We start from the raw sequence: 20,721 nt of genomic DNA, 5'->3' as shown, positions 1-20,721 counted from the left end.
ACTTCCCGACAAAGCGGGAACCCGCCTGGATACAGTTACGAGAAGGCCGCCGCAAAAGTTTCCTCCCGCTCCAGGGCAGGACCGGCGGCGGCCAATGCTCCCTCAGGGCTCTCCGGAATTATAACGGCCAAGGGGCTTCGGGCGCACCTGGGACGGACGGTCCCAGGCAACTTCGCGACGGCGAGACGCTTCTCAGCCGGAAGGCATCCAAATCACTGGTTTTGGTGCAGTTAGGCGGGCGGGCCGAGGGGATGGTAAGTCTTGATTTTGGCCCCCGATGCACCTAGAATCCTAGGAGCCTAGAGGAGTCGTCTCTCGCATGGCTGTGGACCGATTTAGGACCTTCTTCGTTGTTCTTCTATTGACCCTGTGGAGTTTTGCCGGAGCGCCCGTGTGGGGGCAGAATGACGCCAAGCCCGCGGGGCCAAGCACTTCCGGCCAGGATGCGGCCCGGGAAGAGGCCGACCCGCTGAAGCGTCCTCTCACCGAAAAACAGCGCAAAGAGCAGGAAAAGAGCCTGAAGCGGGAGCTGGGCAAGACCTACAAGCGCTGGCTCGACGAAGACGTGCGCTGGATCATCATGGACGAAGAGCTGCAAGCCTTCAAGCAGTTCTCCAACGATGAGGAACGCGACCAGTTCATCGAGCAGTTCTGGCTGCGCCGCGATCCCACCCCGGACACGGTCGAGAACGAATACAAGGAAGAGCATTACCGGCGCATGGCCTACGCCAATGAACGCTTCGCGGCCGGCAAGCCGGGGTGGAAGACAGACCGCGGTCGCATCTACATCATTTTCGGACCGCCCGACCAGATCGATGCGCACCCCAGCGGCGGAATGTATCAGCGGCCGATGGAGGAAGGAGGCGGGTCGACTTCGACCTTCCCGTTCGAAGTCTGGCGCTACCGCTATCTGGACCTGCCGGGCGCGGGGCAGCAGGAAGTCGAGATCGAGTTCGTCGATACCTGCATGTGCGGCGACTACCACATGACCATCGACCGCTCGGAAAAGGACGCGCTCCTGTATGTGCCCAACGCGGGCCCGACCTGGTTTGAGGAGATGGGTCTGGCCAACAAGGCCGACCGCTTCACCGGCGGCGGCCTGGAAAGGCTGGGCGTGGGGCCCTTCAACCGCAACCTTCCCACCAGCCAGTTCGACCGCCTGGAGCTGTACGGCAAGCTGCAGAAGCCTCCGCAGATCAAGTTCAAGGAGCTGGAAGAGGTCGTCACCAGCAAGGTTCGCTACAACCTGATGCCGTTCGACGTGCGCGTGGACTTTGTGCGCGTCACCACCGACACCGTGCTGGTGCCGGTGACCATCCAGTTGAAGAACCGCGACCTGACGTTCGTAAACAAGGAAGGCGTGCAGCGCGGCGTCGCCAACATCTTCGGGCGGCTGACCACGCTGACCGGGCGCATCGCGCAGACGTTCGAGGACACGGTGCAGGTGGACGTGCCGGAGGCGCTGCTCTCCAAGACCATTCAGAACGCGTCGGTGTACTGGAAGGCGATGCCGCTGCGGCCGGGCCGCTATCGCCTCGACATCGTGGTGAAGGACGTGAATGGCGACCGGGTAGGAACCTGGAGCCGCGGCCTGCTGGTACCGTCCTACGATGAAGACAAGCTGGCGGCTTCCACGCTGATCGTGGCCGACCAGATGGAAAAAGTGCCCACGCGCCAGGTCGGCTCCGGCAACTTCGTGATCGGCACCACCAAAGTGCGGCCGCGCGTGGAGCCGGCGGACGGCAAGCCCGCTTCCTTTAAGCGCAGCGCCAACGACCGCGTGAACTTCTGGATGCAGGTCTATAACCTCTCGGTCGATGAGAAGACGCAGAAACCTTCGGCCACCATCGAGTACGATCTGGTCAACGTGGCCAGCAAGCAGTCGCTGATGAAGCAGGTAGAGAGCACCGATCAACTGGGCAACGTCGGCGAGCAGGTCACGCTGGAAAAGAGCCTGCCGATTCAGAACCTGCCCCCGGGCGTCTACCAGCTCACCATCAAGGTGAACGACAATCTTTCCAAGCAAACGATCGCGCCCACGGCGAAGTTTGCGATCGAGTAGCGGAGAAGGATTCGCGAACGGATGTCGAGGAACCACAGACTGGGCTGGATGCTGGTGATGCTGGCAGCCGCGCTGCCGGCTTCCGCCGGCGCGCCCCGGCCAGCCACCGTCAGCGGCTCGGTCACCAACACCGCCGGGGTGCCGCAGATGGGCGCGGTGGTCGAGATCTTCGCTTCCGCCACCGAGGTGCCGCGCAAGGTGTTCACCGATGAGCGCGGCCACTTCCTCGCCTCCGGCTTGGCGCCGGGCCGTTATTACGTCAAGGTCAGCGCGCCATCCTTCCTGCCTACGTTGCGCGAGAACCTGGTGCTGCGCTCCGGCACCCACGCCATTCTCAACCTCACGCTGAACACGCTGTTCGAGGCTCTCCTGTTGCTGAGTCCGGAGGCGCGGCCGCGCGAGGATGAGGACGACTGGAAGTGGACCTTGCGCTCGACCGTGAACCGCCCCGTGCTGCGGCTGAGTGAGGGCGAATCGCTGATGGTGGTGAGCCGTTCGGGGAACGAGAAGGATCGCGTGCTCAAGGCCCGGCTGGCGCTGGTGGCCGGCGGCGATCCCGGCCCCGGTTCGAGCGACATGAACGCGTCCTTCCTGGTGGAGCGCTCGCTGTTCTCCGCCGGCACGCTTTCTGTGGGCGGGAACCTGGGGCAGGGACCGGGCACGCCGGGCGTCCTGCGCGCCAGCTACTCCCACCGGTTGCCCGACGGCTCGCGGCCCGAGGTGGCGTTGACCATGCGACGTTTCGCCACCGCGGAAACCGTCGAGCACGGCGCGGCCCTGGAAGCCCTCGCCCTCTCGCTGAGCGACACCGTCACCGTGGGCAGCTTCCTCCAGGTCCATGCCGGCGGCGAACTGCAGAGCGTGCAGTTCGGCAGCCGCGTCAGCGCGGTGAAGCCGTTCGGCAGCGCCGAACTCCATCTTACGCCGTACACCGTGCTGTCCTACCGCTACGCCACTTCGCAGCCCAATACGCGGATGGCCAAGGGATTTGACACCGCGCCGGCTGACCTGAGCGAATCCGGCCCGCGCTTCACGCTGCACGGCGGCGCGCCCCTGCTGGAGCAGGCCCGGCATCAAGAGATCGCGCTTTCGCGGCGCATCGGCGGCAACAACCTGCAGGTGGCCGCCTTCGCCGACCGGCTGGTGAACACGGCGCTTCTGGGTGTCGGCGACGCGGACGTGGACGGCGACGATGTGCTGACCGACGTCTACTCCAATACCTTCGCCTACAATGGCGGCAATCTCTCCGCCGACGGCGTGCGAGTGGTCTTTGAGCGCCAGGTGATGCCGGAAGTGACGGCCACGTTCGGGTATGCCTTCGGGGGTGTCCTGGACCTTCTGGAGCCGGGCGTCTCCCTGGATGAGGCACGCGCCTCCCTGCGCACTGTTCGGCGTCACGCCGCCAGCGCCAAGCTCTCCGGACGCCTGCCCGGCGCCAAGACGCGCTGGATCGCTTCCTACAAGTGGACCAGCGGGCGGGCCCTGACGCCCGTGGATATGTTCGACGCTTCGCCGGGACAGACGGATCCGTACCTCAGCCTTTTCATCCGCCAGCCCATTCCGGTACGGGGCCCGGGACAGATCGAAGCGCTGGTCGACGTCCGCAACCTGCTGGCCCAGGGGTATGTGCCCGTCGTCGGCTCGGATGGCCAGACGCTGTACCTGGTGCAGGCGGCACGTTCCGTGCGCGGCGGCCTCGCCTTCACTTTCTAGTTGTCCTCTGCAAGCCTCCTTCCTGAGCCGTGACGTGCGTTCCATCAAGGGGACGAATCCGCCGCCGTATAATGTCTTGGAGCGTGGCCAGGAGGTTGAGACATGGCTGACGCCAGGGCAATTCAGAGGGCGATTCTCCGCTTGGAGCGGGAGCAGGCTCGAGCGTTCAACCGGCGCGATGTCTCCGGCGCCATGCGAGTCTTCAGCCCCAGGTTCGTCGGGTTCTCTTCCACAACGCACGCCCGCATCCGCGGCCTGGGTGCTCAACGGAAGACCTTCCAGTTCTACCTCAGGCAATCGCCTAAGATGACCTACCGCATCGAGCAGCCGCTCGTGCAAGTCACGGGCGATACGGCGGTGGCGACTTTTTACTGGAGCGTGGGCTTGGGGCGCGGCCACGTCATACACGGCCGCGGCACCCATGTGTTCGTGCGCCAAGGGAAGAACTGGCGCGTAGTGCACGAGCATTTCTCGCGCGCCCACTGAGGCTGACGCGCGGCGGGCAGAGCAAGCAAAGAAGCGGCCTCGTGCGAGACGGATGCTATAATCCAGTCCTGCCTTCTGCTGCTTCTTTCCCACCGTGGGCGCGTAGCTCAACTGGCAGAGCAACTGACTCTTAATCAGTAGGTTGGAGGTTCGATTCCTCCCGCGCTCACCAGCCTGCCCAGGCCCGTGTTCGAAGGCGTGCCGTCGGATGCGGCGGGCGTGGACAGTCTTTAGCGACCGTGGTGGTTAGTCCGCTCGATAGTCCACAGGCCGGGCACTGCAGGGCTTCGGTGCGCCGTGCGACCTGCAAAACGGCGTCCAGCGTGGCCACCGGCCCGATGCTGGCAAAGACAAGCCGACTCGCAAACTCACTCCATCACGTTAAAGCAGAGGGCGGTGCTCCAGCGTAGGTCAGCTTGCGGCCCGGTACTCCAGGGTTTCGGCGGCCGCAGGGATCAATTCCTGCTCCTCGCGGCGCATGTGGGCGCGCAGGGCCTGGGTGAAGCCGAGGCCAAGCTCGCGAATCACGCCGGCGCTTTCCGGAGTGGCATGGCTCAGCTCGCGGTGGATGGCCTCCAGCTTGCCGAACAGGGCCTCGTGCTCCTTGTAAAGCTCGCCCAGCAGGCGGCGGAGTTGCGGCGCCTCGCGCTCCAACTGCGCATACAGTTGCACTTCCTTGATGGCGGAACGACGGATGAGGTCTTGCTCCAGGACCTCGCGGACGAATTGCATGATCCTGGCGTATCGTTCGTCCAGGACCTGATCACGATGGGCAAGTTGGCAGATCAGCATCTCCCACACCAGCAAGCGAGTGTCCAAAAGCCGGTTGTGTTCCATAAGGATGTTCCAACGCTCATCCTGCCTTTCCATAAGGCCTCCTGATCTTCGAGATCAGTTGTGTCCTCCTTACCAGCGAGGACGGTATGAAAATGTCGTTCCTATGAATACTGCCGGTCTTTCCTGATTATGCACTCTTAGTTGCCGTCCCGAGGGCGCGGGTTGCCGGAGCCGGAGAGAATCGTCGTAGACTGAGCCCCGTGGAAATCCGCGACCTGGCTGCAGTAGGCGGAGCTCTTTCGGTCCTCAGTTGGACGTACGTACTGCTGGGGCGCGGCGGGTTCTGGCAAGTGCGAACGCTCTTCGCGCCGGGTGGAGAGGCAGGCGGCAGCCAGGCTGGCGTGGCCGTGGTGGTTCCGGCGAGAGACGAGGCGGCGGTCATCGTGCGAAGCGTCGAGTCGCTGCTGCAGCAGGCATATGGCGGACCGCTTCACATCTTCGTGGTGGATGACGGCAGCAGCGACGACACGGCCCGCGTGGCGCGCCAGGCGGCCGGCCGGACCGGCAAAGCCGAGGCGCTGACCCTGCTCGAAGGACGGCCGCTGCCGCCGGGATGGTCCGGCAAGGTGTGGGCGCTGGAGCAGGGAGTGCAGCGGGCGCGCGAACTCCGCCCGCAATATTTGCTGTTCACGGACGCGGATGTGGTGCACGCGCCGGACAGCGTGGCGACGCTGGTGGGGAAGGCGGAACGCGAGGCTTACGACCTGGCGTCGGTGATGGTCAGGCTGCGTTGCGAAACACCGGCGGAGAAGCTGCTGATCCCGGCCTTCGTGTTTTTCTTTTTCAAGCTTTATCCGCCGGCGTGGATTGCGGACCCGCGGCGCGACACCGCGGGCGCGGCAGGCGGGTGCCTTCTGATCCGCCCTGAAGCGCTGCAGCGCGCCGGAGGCCTCGCGGCTGTACGCGGGGAGATCATCGACGATTGTGCGCTGGCGCGCGTGGTGAAGAAGACCGGCGGCAGGGTCTGGCTGGGACTCGCGGCGCGAACGCTCAGCATACGGGAGTATGGGTCAGCGGCGTCTATCGGACGGATGATCTCACGCACGGCGTTCAACCAGTTGCGTCACTCGACGCTCCTGTTAGTGGGAGCGCTGGCAGGAATGGTGGTGGCCTATTTGCTTCCGCCCGCTTTGGTCGTGAGTGGACGGCCCCTTCCTGCCGCGCTCGGGATTCTGGCCTGGGCGATGATGACAACGGCGTACCTGCCCATGGCTCGTTTCTACGGCCTGGGCTGGTGGTGGGCGGTGGCGCTCCCGCTGGTTGCGCTGTTCTATATGGGGGCCACAGTTTATTCAGCGCTGCGATACTGGGCAGGACGGGGAGGGGAATGGAAGGGCAGGGTGCAGGACATGCGGCAGGGCGCGACTGACTAGAAGAGCGGCGCCTGGAGCGAACTGCCGCAGGGGATATTAAGAAGCAAATGCATTGCCCCTCGACTTCGCCCGCCAGGCGGGCTCCGCCCGGGTGAAGGGAAGAGTGGGAGCAGGCCCTGCCATCGCACCACGTGCAGTGCAGTGGTATGATACGCGCCTTCCCGTGACCCTCACGAAGCCCGAAAACCTGGCCGGCGACTTCTGGGGCGGCCTTTCCGCCATGCTGGTGGCCCTGCCTTCGGCCATAGCCTTCGGCGTAACCATCTTCTCTCCGCTGGGCACGGCCTATGCCGCGCAGGGGGCGATCGCGGGCATTCTGGGCACGACCGCGCTGGGCCTGGTGGCTCCGGCCCTGGGAGGGACGAATCGCCTGATCACGGCGCCCTGCGCGCCGGCCGCGGCCGTGCTTTCGGCGTTGGCCATCGAACTCTCGCAGAAGGGTATTACGCCGGAGTCGGCGGTGCTGATGCTGGTGATCGTGTCCTTGCTCTGCGGCCTGATGCAGGCGGGATTCGGCCTGGTAGGACTGGGCCGGCTGATCAAGTACATGCCCTACCCGGTGGTGAGCGGTTACCTCAGCGGTGTGGGGCTGATCATCATCCTCAGCCAGGTGCCCAAGTTCCTGGGTGTCCCGAAGGGCGTGCAGGTCTGGCAGGCGATCACCACGCCCTGGCAGTGGAACTGGTACAGCATCGTGGTGGGCGCGGTGGCGGTGGCGGTGATGGTGATTGCGCCCAAGCTGACCAAGAAAGTGCCTGCGGCCATCCTGGGGCTGATCGCCGCAGTGGCGGCCTACTTCGCGCTGACGCTGGTCGACCGGTCGCTGTTGGAGCTGACCGGGAACAAGCTGATTGTCGGGCCGCTGGGCGGGTCGGAGGGAGGCTTCCTGGACGCGACCCTGGGCCGCTGGAGGGCGGTCGGGGCGCTGAAGGCCGCGGACCTGAAGTTCCTGTTCATCCCGGCGCTGACTCTGGCCGTGCTGCTTTCCATTGACACGCTGAAGACCTGCGTCGTGCTCGATGCGCTGACCCGCAGCCGCCACAACTCCAACCGCGAGCTGATCGGGCAGGGCCTGGGCAACGTGGCTTCCACCATCGTCGGCGGCGTGCCCGGAGCGGGCCAGATGGGCGCGACGCTCGTCAACCTGACCAGCGGCGGGCAAAGCCGCCTCTCCGGACTGATTGAAGGCGTGCTGGCGCTGGGCGCCTTCCTCCTGCTCGGCGGGCTGATCGCCTGGGTGCCGATCGCCGCCCTGGCCGGGATCCTGCTGGTGGTCGGTTTCCGCATGATGGACCGCAACAGCCTGCATCTGCTCAAGTCGCGTTCCACAGTCCTTGACTTCGTGGTGATTGTGATCGTGGTGGTGGTGGCGGAGACGGTGAGCCTGATCGCCGCCTCCGCAGTGGGGGTCGGCCTGGCCATCCTGCTGTTCATCCGGGAGCAGATCGGGGGTTCGGTCGTGCGGCGGAAAACCTACGGCAATCAGATGTTCTCCAAGCAGGTGCGCCTGCCGCAGGAGATGGAGATCCTGGAGAAACGCGGCAACCAGTCCGCCATCTTCGAGCTGCAAGGCAGCCTGTTCTTTGGCACCACGGACCAGCTCTACACGGTACTGGAGCCGGAGCTGAAGACCAAAAAGTACGTAATCCTGGACATGCGCCGCGTGCAGTCGGTGGACGTGACGGCCGCCCACATGCTCGACCGCATCGAAGACACCATGGCGGAACGCAAGGGGTATCTCATCTTCAGCCAGATTCCGCATTACGTTCCCAGCGGCCGCGACATGCAGCAGTACTTCGACCAGGTGGGACTGGTGCGCCAGCGCAACGTGCGCATCTTCGGAGAACTGGACGAGGCGCTGGAGTGGGTGGAGAACCAGATCCTCGAAGAAGAACGCCTGGAGAAAAAGGAAGAAACGGTGCTCGAGCTGCGCCAGTTCGAGCAATTCAAGGCGCGCAAGGAAGAGACCATCGCGGCGCTGGAAGCGTGCATGGAGAAGCGCTCCTACAAGGCCGGCGAGCGCATCTTCGCGGCCGGCGACGCGGGCGACGAGTTGTTCCTGATCCGGCGTGGAGCCGTGCGCATCCTGCTACCGCTGGCGGGCACGGCCGGCCATCACCTGGCGACCTTCGGGCGCGGCGACTTCTTCGGCGAGATGTCGTTCCTGGACCGCCAGCCGCGCTCGGCCGATGCCGTGGCGCACACCGACACCGATCTCTACGTGCTTTCACGGGAACGCTTCGATGGACTGGCCGAGGAACACAAGCGGCTGGCCATCAACCTGCTTGAGGGCCTGGCCAAAGCGCTGGCCATCCGCCTGCGGCACACCAACACAGAAGTGCGCGCTCTGCAAGAATCGTAATCGCCCCGCGCGGACTTATAATCACGGGCGAGGTGTGCGATGAGCCAGAAGGAGCCGAGCGGGGAAACGAACCGGCCGCGACGGGAATTCCTGAAGATGGGAGGCGCGGCCACCGCCGGCTTCCTGGCCGGCAGCGTAGCAGGGTCACAGGCGACCGCGTTCCCACCACTGCCCGAGAATCCGGCGACGGCCCCAGCGATGTCCACGCGCAACCTGGGCCGTACCGGCTACCGGACGGCTTTGTTCAGCCTGGGCGGGCAGGCCGCCATCGAGCAGCCGAACAATGAGGCAGCGGCAGCTGCCATTGTGGAGCGCGCGCTCGACCTGGGCGTGAACTACGTGGATACGGCCGCCGCATACGGCGGTGAAGCGCGCTGGAGCCAGCGCTATATCGGACAGGTGATGAAGCGGCGGCGGGCGCAGGTCTTCCTGGCTTCCAAAACGCATGACCGCACCCGCGATGGGTCGCTCCGGTTGCTGGAAGAATCCCTGCGCCTGCTGAACACCGACCATCTCGACCTGTGGCAGGTGCACAACCTTTCCAGAATGGAGCAGGTGGAACAGATCTTCGCCAAAGGCGGCGCCATGGAGGCGCTGGAACAGGCGCGGGCGCAGAAGATGGTGCGCTACCTGGGCGTCACGGGTCACGCTGATCCGGACGTGCTGATTGCGGCCATCCAGCGTTTCCCGTTCGATACCATCCTGCTGGCGCTCAATGCTGCAGACAAGCACCATCGCAGCTTCATCGAGCGATTGCTTCCCCTGGCGGTAGAGAAAGAGATGGGCATCATCGGCATGAAAGTGCCGGCCCGCGGGCGCATTCTCTCCTCGTGGAAACCTTCCGCGAGTGATTCGTCCTCGTGGGCGGGAGGCAGCCGGCCGGGAACGGTCACGATGCGAGAGGCGCTGTATTACGTGCTCTCGCTGCCCGTGAGCACGGTCATTGTCGGCTGCGACTCAGTGCAGCAACTGGAAGAGAACGTAGAGCTGGCTCGCCGCTTCACGCCTCTGAGCGATTCGCAGATGGCCGCGCTGGTGGCCCGGACTAAGCCCATTGCACGGCAGGCGCTGTTCTTCCGCCGGGCGTAGGCGCAAGCCGCCCGGCAGCCAAAGTTGACTCCTGCTGCGCAAGGGCGTAGCTTGCTACGGTCGCTGCGGGCCTCACGCCCGTGCCCGCTTTCCAACCTATTCCAACCAACCATCCCAGGAGGATTCCCGAATGCGCAAGTGGACGTTCGCATGCTGTCTGTTGGTAGCGTTGGCCCTGCCCGCCGGGGCCCAGAACGTGGCGCAGGTGTACATTGCCAAGCCGAAGCCCGGACACGAGCAAGCCTACGAAGAAGGCCGCAAGAAACATGCGGAGTGGCACAAGAAACAGAACGACACCTGGACCTGGCGCGTGTTCGAAGTGATCATGGGGGAGAACACGGGGAGCTACATCATCAGTTCACCCGGCCATGAGTGGAAGGATTTCGACGGACGTGAGGCCTTTGAGCAGGCCGACAGCGCCGACGCAGCGGCCAATCTCGCTCCCCACCAGGACTCGGCTTATCCCTCGCTGTGGGTGATGCGGGGTGACATGAGCGTTCCGGCTGCCACCGCCGAGCCGGCAGCGTTCAGCCAGGTGACCCACTTCTACGTGAAGCCGGAAGGCGTCACGGAGTTCGCCGAGAACGTGAAAAAGATCTCCGAGGCGATCAAGAAATCGAACTGGGGAACAGGACTGATGTGGTACCAGTTGGTGAGCGGCGGCGAAGGTCCGCGCTTCGTGCTGAGCGTCGGCCGCAAGGACTGGGCGTCCTTCGCGCCGCCGGAGAAGTCGCTGTCGGATATGCTGGCAAGCGTCTACGGTGCGGAGCAGGGAACTGCGGTCGTGCAAGACCTCCGCAAGCACATCCGCTACACCCGAACCTACGTCTCTCGCTACCGAGCAGACCTGAGTTACGTTCCGGCGGGCAAGTAGACATCCAGGGAGCCGTTTCCGGACGCGCCGCGGGAGGCGCGTCCGGGAGCGCTCGTGGCCCCGGGTCGGCGATGCCACGGCTTCCGCCGGAGCCGCCCACCTGCGATATCATGTGCGCCACGCGGCCAGCAGGAGGTTTCCCATGCTCGACCTGGATGCCGTACGCATGGAATTCCCGGCGGACGCCAATATCATCGTCGGCCAGTCGCACTTCATCAAGACGGTGGAGGACGTCTACGAGGCCGTGGTCGGGACCGTGCCGCAGTGCAAATTCGGGCTGGCGTTCAATGAGAGTTCCGGTCCCTGCCTGACGCGCACCGAAGGCAATGACGATGAGCTGCGTGCGGTGGCCGTACGCAATGCACAAGCGCTGGCTGCCGGACACGTGTTCGTGCTGGTGATCCGCGGCGCCTATCCCGTCAACCTGCTGCCGGCACTGGCTCGCGTGCCGGAAATCTGTTCCATCTTCTGCGCCACGGCCAACCCGGTGGAGGTGGTGGTAGCGAAAAGTTCGCAGGGACGCGGCGTGCTGGGAGTGATCGACGGCAGCTCTCCCAAGGGCGTGGAGGGAACAGCGGAGCAGGCGGCGCGCCAGAGCTTCCTGCGCCAGATCGGATACAAGAGGTAGGCAGAGCGCACGGGCCCAAGGTTCCTGCATCACTGAAACCGAACGCGCTTCGCGCTAGACTTAGTGCAGGCTGCCGACAGGCAGCAAGGAGGTAGCCATGCCGGTCCAGAGACTGAAGGAATTCCTCGACAAGGAAGGCGTTCGCTACGTGAGCATCGCCCATTCCACCGCCTTCACGGCGCAGGAAATCGCAGCCCTGACGCACATTCCGGGGCGGGAGATGGCCAAGACCGTCATCCTCAAGCTCGATGACAGGATGGCGATGGCGGTGCTTCCGGCGTCGCGCCACGTGGACCTGGGTGCGGTCAAGGCGGCGGCCGGCGCGAAGCATGCCGTGCTGGCCACGGAAGCTGAGTTTCGGGAAAAATTCCCCGACTGCGAAACCGGCGCCATGCCGCCCTTCGGGAATCTCTATGGAATGCCGGTCTTCGTGGAAGAAGCGCTGACCCGCGACCAGGAGATCGCGTTCAACGCCGGCTCGCACAACGAGATCATTCGCCTGGCCTATGCGGACTTCGCGCGCCTGGTGAAGCCGACCATCTCGTCCTTCGCGCTGGAACGCGCCGCCTGAAGGTCAATCCGCGTCGCGCGCTTCGGCACGTTCCACGCGCACGGCGGTGACCTTGTACTCCGGAGTCGAGGCGTGTGCGTCGCGGCCCGGACCGATCACCCGGTTCAGGAGCAGATGGGGGTGTGAATACCCTCCATCCACATCAACGCCTTGGTGACGACAGTTTTCACCGCAGCCTCTCCGGCGCCAGCCGAATCCTTCTTGCGCGTTGAAAGCAAAACATTTAGAACCAATCGAAGCGATGCGGCATCCAACCGGCGTGGCCAACATGAAGGCGAAGCTCTCGGGAAGCCGCAAGCTGCTTGCCGGACTCCGTTGGGCATCCTGGCTGGCGCTGATTGCGCTGGGCTGGCCGGTCAGCGCGCAGACGCCCGCCCCCGACCCGTATCGTCCTCTTCCGTATGACACGGGCAAGGCGGGCCTGGAGCAGATGCTGCGCAAGCTGGGCACGACCGCCCGGCTGCTGCACACGACGGCCCATCCCGACGACGAAGACGGCGGAATGATGACGCTGGAGTCGCGTGGGCGGGGCGCTACCGTGCTGCTGCTGACGCTGAACCGCGGTGAGGGCGGGCAGAACAAGACCAGCAGCAATCTTTCCGATGAACTGGGCGTGCTGCGTACGCTGGAGCTGCTGGCCTCGGACCGCTATTACGACGTGGAGCAGAGGTTCACACGCGTGGTGGACTACGGGTACTCGAAATCCGCCGAGGAAGCATTTGCCAAGTGGCAGGGCCACGACGTGGCGCTGGCCGACATGGTGCGCGTCATCCGCACGTTCCGGCCCGATGTATTGGTTTCGCGCTTCCAGGGGACGTCTCGTGATGGCCACGGGCAGCACCAGGCCGCAGGCATCCTTTCCCGGGAAGCGTTCCGCGCCGCCGCTGACCCCAACCGGTTCCCGGAGCAGATCGCGCAGGGGCTCGCGCCCTGGCAGCCCAAGAAGCTCTACATCGACAACATCCGGCGGGAGGAGAATCCCACGCTGTCGCTGGAAACCAGCCAGCGCGATGAAGTGCTGGGCAAGTCCTATGTGGAGGTGGCGTTCGAAGGACTGGGCCGGCAACTCTCGCAAGGCGCCGGCGAGTGGCGCCTGACGCCGGGTCCGCGCTTTGCGAACTACAAGCTGGTGGATTCCGTGCTAGCCGCGGGCACTGCGGCGGCCCGGGAGCAGGATTACTTCGACGGGATTGACACTACGCTGCCCGGCCTCGCCGCACGGTTGGGCAAAGAAGAGTCCAAAGCGGCGTTCCTGCGTCCGGCGCTGATCGAGATTGAATCGCGGGTGACAGAAGCCAAGATGGCTGCCGGCAGCGACCCGGCAAAGGCGGGACAAATCCTGCTTCGAGGGCTGCAGCAGGTTAGAGAACTGGTGCGGCGGGTTGAGCGGGCGAGCCTTTCGGTGGCAGCCAAAGCGGACCTGCTTACACACCTGCGGACCAAGGAAGAACAATTCGACAAAGCGGCCGCGCTGGCGTTGGGACTGGAGTTCCGGTTAGAGGCTGAGTCGACGACGGCCATGCTGGTGCCGGGCCAGAGCTTCAGACTCACCGCACGTGTCGCGAATCGTGGCGCGAGAACCATCGAGGTGAAGCAGGTAAAGCTCGACCTCCCACAGCGCTGGACGGCACACGTTTCCGGACAGCGTGCGCGAACAGTCGCGCCGGGTGAGGAAGCACGAGTGGAATTCGAGGTGAAAGTACCGGAAGACGCAGACATCACGCGCCCCTACTGGCGCCGCGGCGATCCGGAGCGGGAATCGGTATACACGGTGGATGATGCCGGGCCGGTTGGTGAGCCGCTACCACCGATCCCGGTGCGTGGCAAGGCAACCTATGAGCTCGGAGGATTGGCCGGCTCCCTCGATGCCGCAGGAAGGGGGAAGTCCGGCCGCCCGTTGGCGGTGGTACCAGCGTTCTCGGTGCTTCCGGAGCCACCAGCCGCGGTGGTGGTGGCGGGGAGGAACGGCGACATCGAGGTTCGGGTGGCGGTGCGTAACAACCGGGAGAAACCTGCGGACGCAACTCTGCGGCTGGAAGTGCCCGATGGTTGGAGCGCAGCACCTGCCGCACAAGCGGTCTCACTGCCGGCGAACGGCTCCATGACCTGCACATTCCTGGTTTCCGCCCCAGAGCGAATGGAAGGGAGACACGAGATTCGCGCCGGCCTCGAGCATCAAGGGCACGTCTACACCGAGGGTTTCAGCATTGTGGAGCGCGAGGACCTGGGCGCGTCGTATTTCTTTCGTCCAGCGGTGCAGCACATCCGTGCTGTAGAAGTGGCGGTTCCGGAAGGACTCAAGATCGGCTATGTGATGGGCGCCGGGGACGACATTCCGGGGATCCTGCGGCAATTGGGCCTGGACGTGACCGAACTCAGCCCTGCCGACGTCTCCGAAGGTGACCTGAGCCGTTATCAAACTGTTATCCTCGGCATTCGCGCCTACGACGTGCGCGAAGACGTACGGCGTGCGAACCGGCGGCTGCTGGACTACGTGGAGAAAGGCGGCACGCTGATCGTGCAGTACAACTCGGAGTGGGAGCAGTTCAACTCCGGCAACTACATGCCGTATCCGGCGCGCGTCGGCCGGGTCCGCGTGGCCACGGAAGAGGCGCCGGTGGAAATCCTCGCGCCGGAGGACGTGCTGTTCCGCTATCCCAACCAGATCCGCGCGCGCGATTTCGAGGGCTGGGTGCAGGAGCGTGGGCTCTATTTCATGGAACAGTGGGACGAACGCTACCAGCCACTGCTGGCCTCCCACGATCCGGGCGAACCCGCGTTGCCGGGCGGTCTGCTGCGCGCGCGGTACGGAAAGGGCACCTACATCTTCACGGGCTATTCCTTCTTCCGCCAACTGCCTGCCGGAGTGCCCGGCGCGGTGCGGCTGTTCGTCAATCTTCTGAGTGCGGGACATGAGCCGCGCTAGCGGTGAGGCGACAGAGCCGCAGCTCATCCGCGGCATCAGCCTGGGCGGCGCCACCGCGCTAAACATGATCGACATGATCGGCGTGGGGCCGTTCATCACCATCCCGCTGATTGTGAGCGCCGCGGGCGGTCCGCAGGCCATGCTGGGGTGGATCCTGGGCGCGGCCCTGGCCGTATGCGACGGCCTGGTGTGGGCCGAATTGGGCGCAGCCATGCCGGGCTCGGGCGGTTCCTACCGCTACCTAAGGGAGATTTACGGCGCCGAGAAGCTGGGCCGCTTCTTCTCCTTCCTGTTTATCTGGCAGATCTCGTTCAGCGCGCCGCTTTCCATCGCCTCGGGCTGCATCGGTCTGGCGCAGTACGCGACTTACATTGTGCCGGCGCTGGAACCGGCCTGGCTGACGCGGGAGTTCCGGCTGGGGCTGCCGCTGCTGGGAGACCTGCAGGTGCGGGTGCTGGTCAACCCCGGCACGTTCGTGGCGGTGGGCGTGTGTCTGCTGGCCGTCTTCCTGCTCTACCGTCGCATCACGGTGATCGGATGGCTTTCCAAGGTGCTGTGGGCCGGAGTCATCTCCACCATCGTGTGGATCATCTTCGCCGGGTTGACCCACTTCAATCCCCGGCTGGCGTTCGATTTTCCTCCCGATGCGTTCGTGCTCAATGAGAAGTTCTTCCTGGGCTTCGGGGCTGCGCTGCTCATCGCCACGTACGACTACTGGGGCTATTACAACGTCTGCTTTTTCGGCGACGAGGTGCGCGACCCGGGGCGCAACATTCCGCGGGCCTTGCTCTATTCCATTGCGGCGGTGGCCTCCATCTACATCGTGATGAACATCGCCATCCTGGGGGTGATGCCGTGGCGTGAGCTGGACGAGGCCGCGCGCACCGACACGCGCTTCTACATCATTTCCATCTTCATGGAACGCATCTACGGGAGCTGGGCGGCGCACGTGGTGACGGTCCTCATCATGTGGACCGCGTTCGCCTCGGTTTTTTCGCTGCTGCTGGGCTACTCGCGAGTGCCCTATGCCGCAGCGCTGGACGGCAACTACTTCCGGGCCTTCGCCAAGGTCCACCCCAGACACCGCTTTCCGCATGTCTCTCTGCTGGCGCTGGGCCTGGTGGCGGCCGCCTTCTGCTTCCTGCGGCTGGCGGATGTGATCGCCGCTCTGGTCGTCATTCGCATCATGATCCAATTCCTGGTGCAGGCAGTGGGAGTGATGGTGCTGCGCCGGCGGCGGCCCGATATGCCGCGCCCCTTCCGCATGTGGCTGTATCCCCTGCCGGCGCTGCTGGCCATCACCGGCTTCCTGTATGTGCTGGTCTCGCGCCCGAACTTCCTCAAGGAAGTGCGTTATGCCGTGGTCATCCTGGTGGTCGGCACCGCCATCTTTCTGCATCGCTCCTGGAGGCATCGGCACTGGCCGTTTGTGGCGGCTGCCGAATCGGTTTCCGCCAATGGCTGAAGGGCAGGCCGGCGATGGTCGGGCACTGTGCTAACCTTGCCGGATTCGCGGAGTCTAAAGGTAGGCGGCTCCTGCTTGCTTCGGGGCTGCGCTTCCGCGAATGGCTGCTTCCCGAACCCCTGAAGTCCCATACCTGATGGCCGATACCGAGAACCCCGTCAGCGTGGTTGCGGCGTCGCAGGAGGACTACCTCTCCGCCTTTTCGCCCTTGCGTGAGCCGCTCTACCGCAACTTGTGGCTGGCGGCGGTCATTTCCTACACCGGCACCTGGATGCATAACCTGGGGACCGGCTGGCTGATGACTTCACTCACTACCTCGCCGATGCTGGTGGGGCTGGTGCAAGCCGCCATCAGTCTTCCCGTGTTCCTGGTGGTCCTGCCTGCGGGGGCGCTGGCGGACATGGTGGACCGTCGCCGGCTTCTCCTGGCGACGCAGGCCTGGATGGTGCTGGTCGCGGCCACGCTCGGCGTCCTGACCATCTATGGCGTGGTAACGCCCGGCATCCTGCTGCTGCTGACGTTCCTTTTGGGATTGGGCGCGGTGATGAACGACCCGGCGTGGCAGGCAATCATCCCCGAGGTGGCGTCGCACCAGAGACTGCCGCAAGCGGTGGCGCTGAATTCCGCCGGCTTCAACATTGCGCGCGCGGTCGGGCCGGCGATCGGCGGAGTGATTATTGCGGCGACCAGCTCGGGCGTGGCATTCCTGCTGAATGCCGCTTCGTTTTTCGGCGTAATCCTGTTCCTGCACCAGTGGAAGCGCGTCCACCACGATGTTCCGGTGCCTCTGAACAGCATTGTGGATTCGATGAAAGCGGGTTTCGACCACGTGCGACAATCGCCGCCCGTGCAGTCCGTGCTGGTGCGCTCCGGCCTGTTCAGCGTATTCGCCAGCGGGATGTGGGCCATGCTGCCGCTCATCGCGCGCCCTCACGGTTCGATCGGCTTCGGTTTTCTGCTGGGAGCGTTCGGTTCTGGAGCGTTGTTGGGCGCGGGCCTGCTGCCGTTGTTTCGGCGCATGGCTTCGCTCAACACGCTGGTCGCGACCGCGACCCTGGTCTTCGCCCTGGTGACCGCGGCGATGGCCTACCTGCAGGCGTTCGCGGCGATGTGTCTTGCACTGCTGGTGGGCGGCCTGGCATGGATCGTGATTCTGGCGAGCCTGAACCTGTCCGCGCAAACGATGTCGCCGCCCTGGCTGCGGGCGCGCTCCCTCTCCATGTACCTTCTGGTGCTGCAGGGAGGGCTGGCGGCAGGGAGCGCCATGTGGGGCGGCGTCGCCGAGCGCTCCGGCATGGTGACGGCCCTGCTGGCCGCAGCCACGGGCCTGATTCTCGGTCTGGTGGCCGTGCGCCGTCATCCCCTGCGCGTGGGCGCCATCATTACGCCCGTTGCCTGAGCAGCGTGCGCGGCTGTGCGATAAGATATGCGGCTGTTTCTCACTTCCCAAGGAGACTCGAGATGAACAGGCATTCTTTGTGTGCGGTCTTGCTGGTGTTACTTGCCGTGGGTGGCATGGCGTTCGCGCAGGAGGCGGCCAAGAAGGACCCGGGTCCGCCGCCTACCGTTACCAAGGTTGTGCACGGCCAATTGGGCTGGATTGAGAGCGAGTTCGTTCCGGCCGCCGAAGCCATGCCGGAAGACAAGTTCGACTTTGCGCCTTCCCATGGTGAGTTCAAAGGCGTCCGCACCTACCTGCAGCAGATCAAGCACGTGGCGGCCGTGAACTACATGATCGGCGCCGCCATCCTGGAAGAGAAGATTCCCATCGATATCGGAACCGGTGAAAATGGCCCCGACTCCATCAAGACCAAGGCCGACGCGGTGAAGTTCCTCAAGGATTCCTTTGCCTATGTGCACAAGGCCATGGACGCGGTAAAAGCGGAAAACGCCACGGCGTGGATCAAGAGCCCGTTCGGGGACAACCAGACCACGCGCCTGGCCATGGCCTCATCGGTCGTGGCGCACTGCTTCGACCACTACGGCCAGATGGTGGTGTACCTGCGGATGAACGGCGTCATTCCGCCGGCGAGCCGGCCACAGCAGCGCTAGATCTTTGGGGCGTACGCTTTCGGAAGGATGCGAGCCCTAGGCAGGGCGCGAGAAGTTCTGCGCCGCAGCGTCGGCATTCTCGAACATGCTGACGATGGCGTTGACATTGGTGAGCTTGAGCACCTCGGCCACCAGGCCCTTGGCGCCGGCCAGCCGCAGTTCGCCGCCGGACTGGCGGAGCTTGCCGGAACATGCCACCACGATGCCGATGCCCGTGCTGTCGATGTGGTCGAGCTGAGAGAGATCGAAGATGATTTTCTTCTCCTCGGCCTTCACCAGGTCTGCGACCTGCCACTCCACGTGCTGGGCGTCGCGCCCCAGGGTAAGGCGGCCCGCCAGTTGCAGCACGACGATGTCCGGATCGATGCGTTTGGTCTGAATGGTCAGCACGCGGCCTTCCTTCTAGGGGCGGTGGTGGGGCGGGGAGCATCTTAGGGGCCACGCCGCCGGAAGTCAACGACACCGAAAGCGCACCCTTCGAAAGATGCGCTCCACGCGGTAACAGGCTGCGCGGTTTGCGAGCTTCAGGCTATCGGAATTGGGCTCTCTTCGCCTGAGCCTTGCGGGCTGTCCACTCGGCAGTAAAGGCGCGCGTCTTGGCCCAGAGCTCGGCCCGCTCCAGATGATCGAGAAGCGTGCGTCGCAGGGCCAGCGCGGCCAGGCCGACAGCGAATATCCACCAGTTGAAGGCGTTGATGACGGTGCGGAACGGGAACAACTGCTCCGCCAGCTCCGCGACCGGCCGAACAATCGCGGTGGCGTAGGCCAGAATCAGCGTTCCTTCGAAGAATTCCGCGCGCAGCCATCCGGCTCCGAGGGCCACGAAGAGGAAGAAGGACACCGGAACCGTCACGGTGACCAAGGCAAACAGGATACGGAATCCTTTGATGCTGCGATAGATGCGGCGGGCCGAATCCAGGTCGATGACCGGAATACTTCCGGTCGCAACGCTGGAAGAGAAACCGGTGGAACTGGCGGTCGCACCGGCCATGGCCAACATGCCGCTGACCGGACGAATCAGCGACGGCTTCGGCCGCGGCGGAACCCAGCCCGCTTTCGGCTGATCCGGGTAGACGATAACGGAAACGTCCTGGGGGTTCTTGTTCAAAGCCCAACCTCTCCGCTTGCGCGGCCTGTTGCACTCTCGACGTTACCCGGGGTCGCATGCAGCGTAAAGGTGCCCAAAGTAACGCTCGTCGTAACCAAACGAGATTACCCGTAACCAATTGCAGTTAAACGGGTTATGGCATATGCTTCCCTCGTCTTCTGGGGCGAAGCGTGAAACCTCACCCGACAAGGCGATTCGTCTGGCTGCAACTGGTGGTGGTCGGGTTCTGTCTGTCCCCAGGCAGCCTGGCGTGGGCTGAGCAAAAGGACGCTGATGCAGCGGCCTTGGATCCGGACCTGCGGCCGCAGCTGGTAATGGGAACCGCCGTGTTCCGTCACCTGGTCGGCACGCCGCTGGTGGCGGAAGCCAAGCTGGACTGGCGCTTTGCCATCCTCGAGAACGAGAGCATCAACGCGTACTCCGACGCCAAAGGGCGGGTGTGGGTTGCCGGCGGCCTGGCGCGGCTGCTGAATGAGGATCGCGGTTTGTGGGCGGCCGTTCTTTCCCACGAGGTCGCGCACGTGATCCTCCGCCATCCCAACCTCGCCTTAAAAGGGCTGCACCTGGCTTTGCCCTATGTGTTCGGCAAGGTGCTGCGCGACCGTGAGCACCGCGCCGATGCCACGGGCATGATGCTGATGGCCGCTGCCGGCTACCATCCCGACTCCATGTTCGCCCTGCAACAACTGTTGCGGCAGGCCCGCGGAGAGACGCCGAAGCCGCTGGCGTTTTTTTCCAGTCACCCCCGCTGGGAGACACGTGGGCAGCACAGCCTGCGCGCCTCCGAGGAAGCGCTGGCCGAGTTCGAACAGCGCTGGCCAGACGCAGCCGCATCTCCCGGCGGGCCGGCGCCGCTCTTGGTTTTCCTCGGCGACACGGAAGTCAGCGCGAGTGCGAATCCGGACACTCTGGATCTGAAGATCTCGCTGCATTGTCGAAACGCCCGCGGTCCGGTTTACATAGTGTTCAGGCCGCAAGGTGCGGACAACACGCTGAAGGAGGTACGCAGCGAAACGCAGTGTCCTACGCCGGAAGATGGCATGGTCAGGCTGGTACTGGATGCGGCAAAAGCCAGCTCCCGCCAGAGCTTCCGGGCCAAGGTAGGCGTGCAGGACGCCGAGGGCCGCACGCGAGCGCTCTCCAAGACCTTCGAGGTGCGGCTGCCCGCGCGATGA

At 64.5% G+C, this 20,721-nt stretch carries 18 protein-coding genes and 1 tRNA gene; 15 read left to right on the top strand and 4 right to left on the bottom strand.

What is annotated here, in order from left to right; genetic code table 11:
* Positions 1 to 319 precede the first annotated feature (319 nt).
* From VNK82_09840 to VNK82_09825, 4 genes are all read left to right on the top strand, one after another.
* Positions 320 to 2,062 (top strand): GWxTD domain-containing protein, encoded by a 1,743-nt coding sequence (locus tag VNK82_09840; GenBank protein HXE91250.1) that lies wholly within the window; start codon positions 320 to 322, stop codon positions 2,060 to 2,062.
* Between the two features lie 21 nt (positions 2,063 to 2,083).
* Complete coding sequence (locus tag VNK82_09835) at positions 2,084 to 3,775, top strand: carboxypeptidase-like regulatory domain-containing protein (GenBank protein ID HXE91249.1); 1,692 nt, start codon at positions 2,084 to 2,086, stop codon at positions 3,773 to 3,775.
* Between the two features lie 102 nt (positions 3,776 to 3,877).
* Entirely contained in the window at positions 3,878 to 4,261 is a 384-nt protein-coding gene (locus VNK82_09830) for a nuclear transport factor 2 family protein (protein HXE91248.1), read from the top strand.
* A gap of 96 nt (positions 4,262 to 4,357) precedes the next feature.
* A tRNA-Lys gene (locus tag VNK82_09825) sits at positions 4,358 to 4,433 on the top strand.
* Positions 4,434 to 4,672: 239 nt separating this feature from the next.
* On the opposite strand, the gene VNK82_09820 is transcribed toward VNK82_09825, so the two are convergent.
* Entirely contained in the window at positions 4,673 to 5,131 is a 459-nt protein-coding gene (locus tag VNK82_09820) for a hemerythrin domain-containing protein (GenBank protein HXE91247.1), read from the bottom strand.
* A 167-nt stretch (positions 5,132 to 5,298) separates the two neighbouring features.
* On the opposite strand from VNK82_09820, the gene VNK82_09815 reads away from it, so the two are divergent.
* The 6 genes from VNK82_09815 (at position 5,299) to VNK82_09790 (ending at position 11,995) form a co-directional block, all read left to right on the top strand.
* The gene (locus VNK82_09815) at positions 5,299 to 6,471 is read left to right on the top strand and encodes a glycosyltransferase (GenBank protein ID HXE91246.1); all 1,173 of its coding nucleotides are present in this window, start codon (positions 5,299 to 5,301) and stop codon (positions 6,469 to 6,471) included.
* A gap of 163 nt (positions 6,472 to 6,634) precedes the next feature.
* The gene (locus VNK82_09810; GenBank protein ID HXE91245.1) at positions 6,635 to 8,833 is read left to right on the top strand and encodes a SulP family inorganic anion transporter; all 2,199 of its coding nucleotides are present in this window, start codon (positions 6,635 to 6,637) and stop codon (positions 8,831 to 8,833) included.
* A 39-nt stretch (positions 8,834 to 8,872) separates the two neighbouring features.
* Entirely contained in the window at positions 8,873 to 9,922 is a 1,050-nt protein-coding gene (locus VNK82_09805) for an aldo/keto reductase (GenBank protein ID HXE91244.1), read from the top strand.
* A 130-nt stretch (positions 9,923 to 10,052) separates the two neighbouring features.
* Complete coding sequence (locus VNK82_09800; protein HXE91243.1) at positions 10,053 to 10,796, top strand: hypothetical protein; 744 nt, start codon at positions 10,053 to 10,055, stop codon at positions 10,794 to 10,796.
* A 142-nt stretch (positions 10,797 to 10,938) separates the two neighbouring features.
* A complete protein-coding gene (locus VNK82_09795) occupies positions 10,939 to 11,424 on the top strand; it encodes an adenosine-specific kinase (protein ID HXE91242.1) in 486 nt (161 codons plus the stop codon).
* Positions 11,425 to 11,521: 97 nt separating this feature from the next.
* Entirely contained in the window at positions 11,522 to 11,995 is a 474-nt protein-coding gene (locus VNK82_09790; GenBank protein HXE91241.1) for a YbaK/EbsC family protein, read from the top strand.
* Positions 11,996 to 11,998: 3 nt separating this feature from the next.
* Here VNK82_09790 and VNK82_09785 read toward each other — a convergent pair whose 3' ends face one another.
* On the bottom strand, positions 11,999 to 12,136 hold the full coding sequence (locus VNK82_09785; GenBank protein ID HXE91240.1) for a hypothetical protein: 138 nt from the start codon (positions 12,134 to 12,136) through the stop codon (positions 11,999 to 12,001).
* Positions 12,137 to 12,236: 100 nt separating this feature from the next.
* On the opposite strand from VNK82_09785, the gene VNK82_09780 reads away from it, so the two are divergent.
* From VNK82_09780 to VNK82_09765, 4 genes are all read left to right on the top strand, one after another.
* Positions 12,237 to 14,921, top strand: a complete 2,685-nt coding sequence (locus tag VNK82_09780; GenBank protein ID HXE91239.1) for an NEW3 domain-containing protein — start codon at positions 12,237 to 12,239, stop codon at positions 14,919 to 14,921.
* Positions 14,908 to 16,386 carry an APC family permease gene (locus VNK82_09775; protein HXE91238.1) on the top strand — a complete coding sequence of 493 codons (1,479 nt, stop codon included), beginning with the start codon at positions 14,908 to 14,910 and terminating at the stop codon, positions 16,384 to 16,386. The genes VNK82_09780 and VNK82_09775 overlap by 14 nt, the downstream gene beginning before the upstream one ends.
* A gap of 136 nt (positions 16,387 to 16,522) precedes the next feature.
* Positions 16,523 to 17,785, top strand: coding sequence for an MFS transporter (locus tag VNK82_09770; protein ID HXE91237.1), 1,263 nt, complete (start codon positions 16,523 to 16,525; stop codon positions 17,783 to 17,785).
* A gap of 62 nt (positions 17,786 to 17,847) precedes the next feature.
* Positions 17,848 to 18,438 (top strand): DinB family protein, encoded by a 591-nt coding sequence (locus tag VNK82_09765; protein ID HXE91236.1) that lies wholly within the window; start codon positions 17,848 to 17,850, stop codon positions 18,436 to 18,438.
* A gap of 36 nt (positions 18,439 to 18,474) precedes the next feature.
* Here VNK82_09765 and VNK82_09760 read toward each other — a convergent pair whose 3' ends face one another.
* Positions 18,475 to 18,828, bottom strand: coding sequence for an STAS domain-containing protein (locus tag VNK82_09760; GenBank protein HXE91235.1), 354 nt, complete (start codon positions 18,826 to 18,828; stop codon positions 18,475 to 18,477).
* A gap of 139 nt (positions 18,829 to 18,967) precedes the next feature.
* Positions 18,968 to 19,546, bottom strand: coding sequence for a hypothetical protein (locus VNK82_09755; protein HXE91234.1), 579 nt, complete (start codon positions 19,544 to 19,546; stop codon positions 18,968 to 18,970).
* A gap of 326 nt (positions 19,547 to 19,872) precedes the next feature.
* Here VNK82_09755 and VNK82_09750 point away from each other — a divergent pair, with 326 nt between their 5' ends.
* A complete protein-coding gene (locus VNK82_09750; protein HXE91233.1) occupies positions 19,873 to 20,721 on the top strand; it encodes a M48 family metallopeptidase in 849 nt (282 codons plus the stop codon).

The sequence above is a fragment of the Terriglobales bacterium genome (assembly GCA_035573675.1).
Classification (GTDB): Bacteria; Acidobacteriota; Terriglobia; order Terriglobales; family Acidobacteriaceae; genus DATMAB01.
This window is presented reverse-complemented; position numbering and strand designations above follow the sequence as displayed.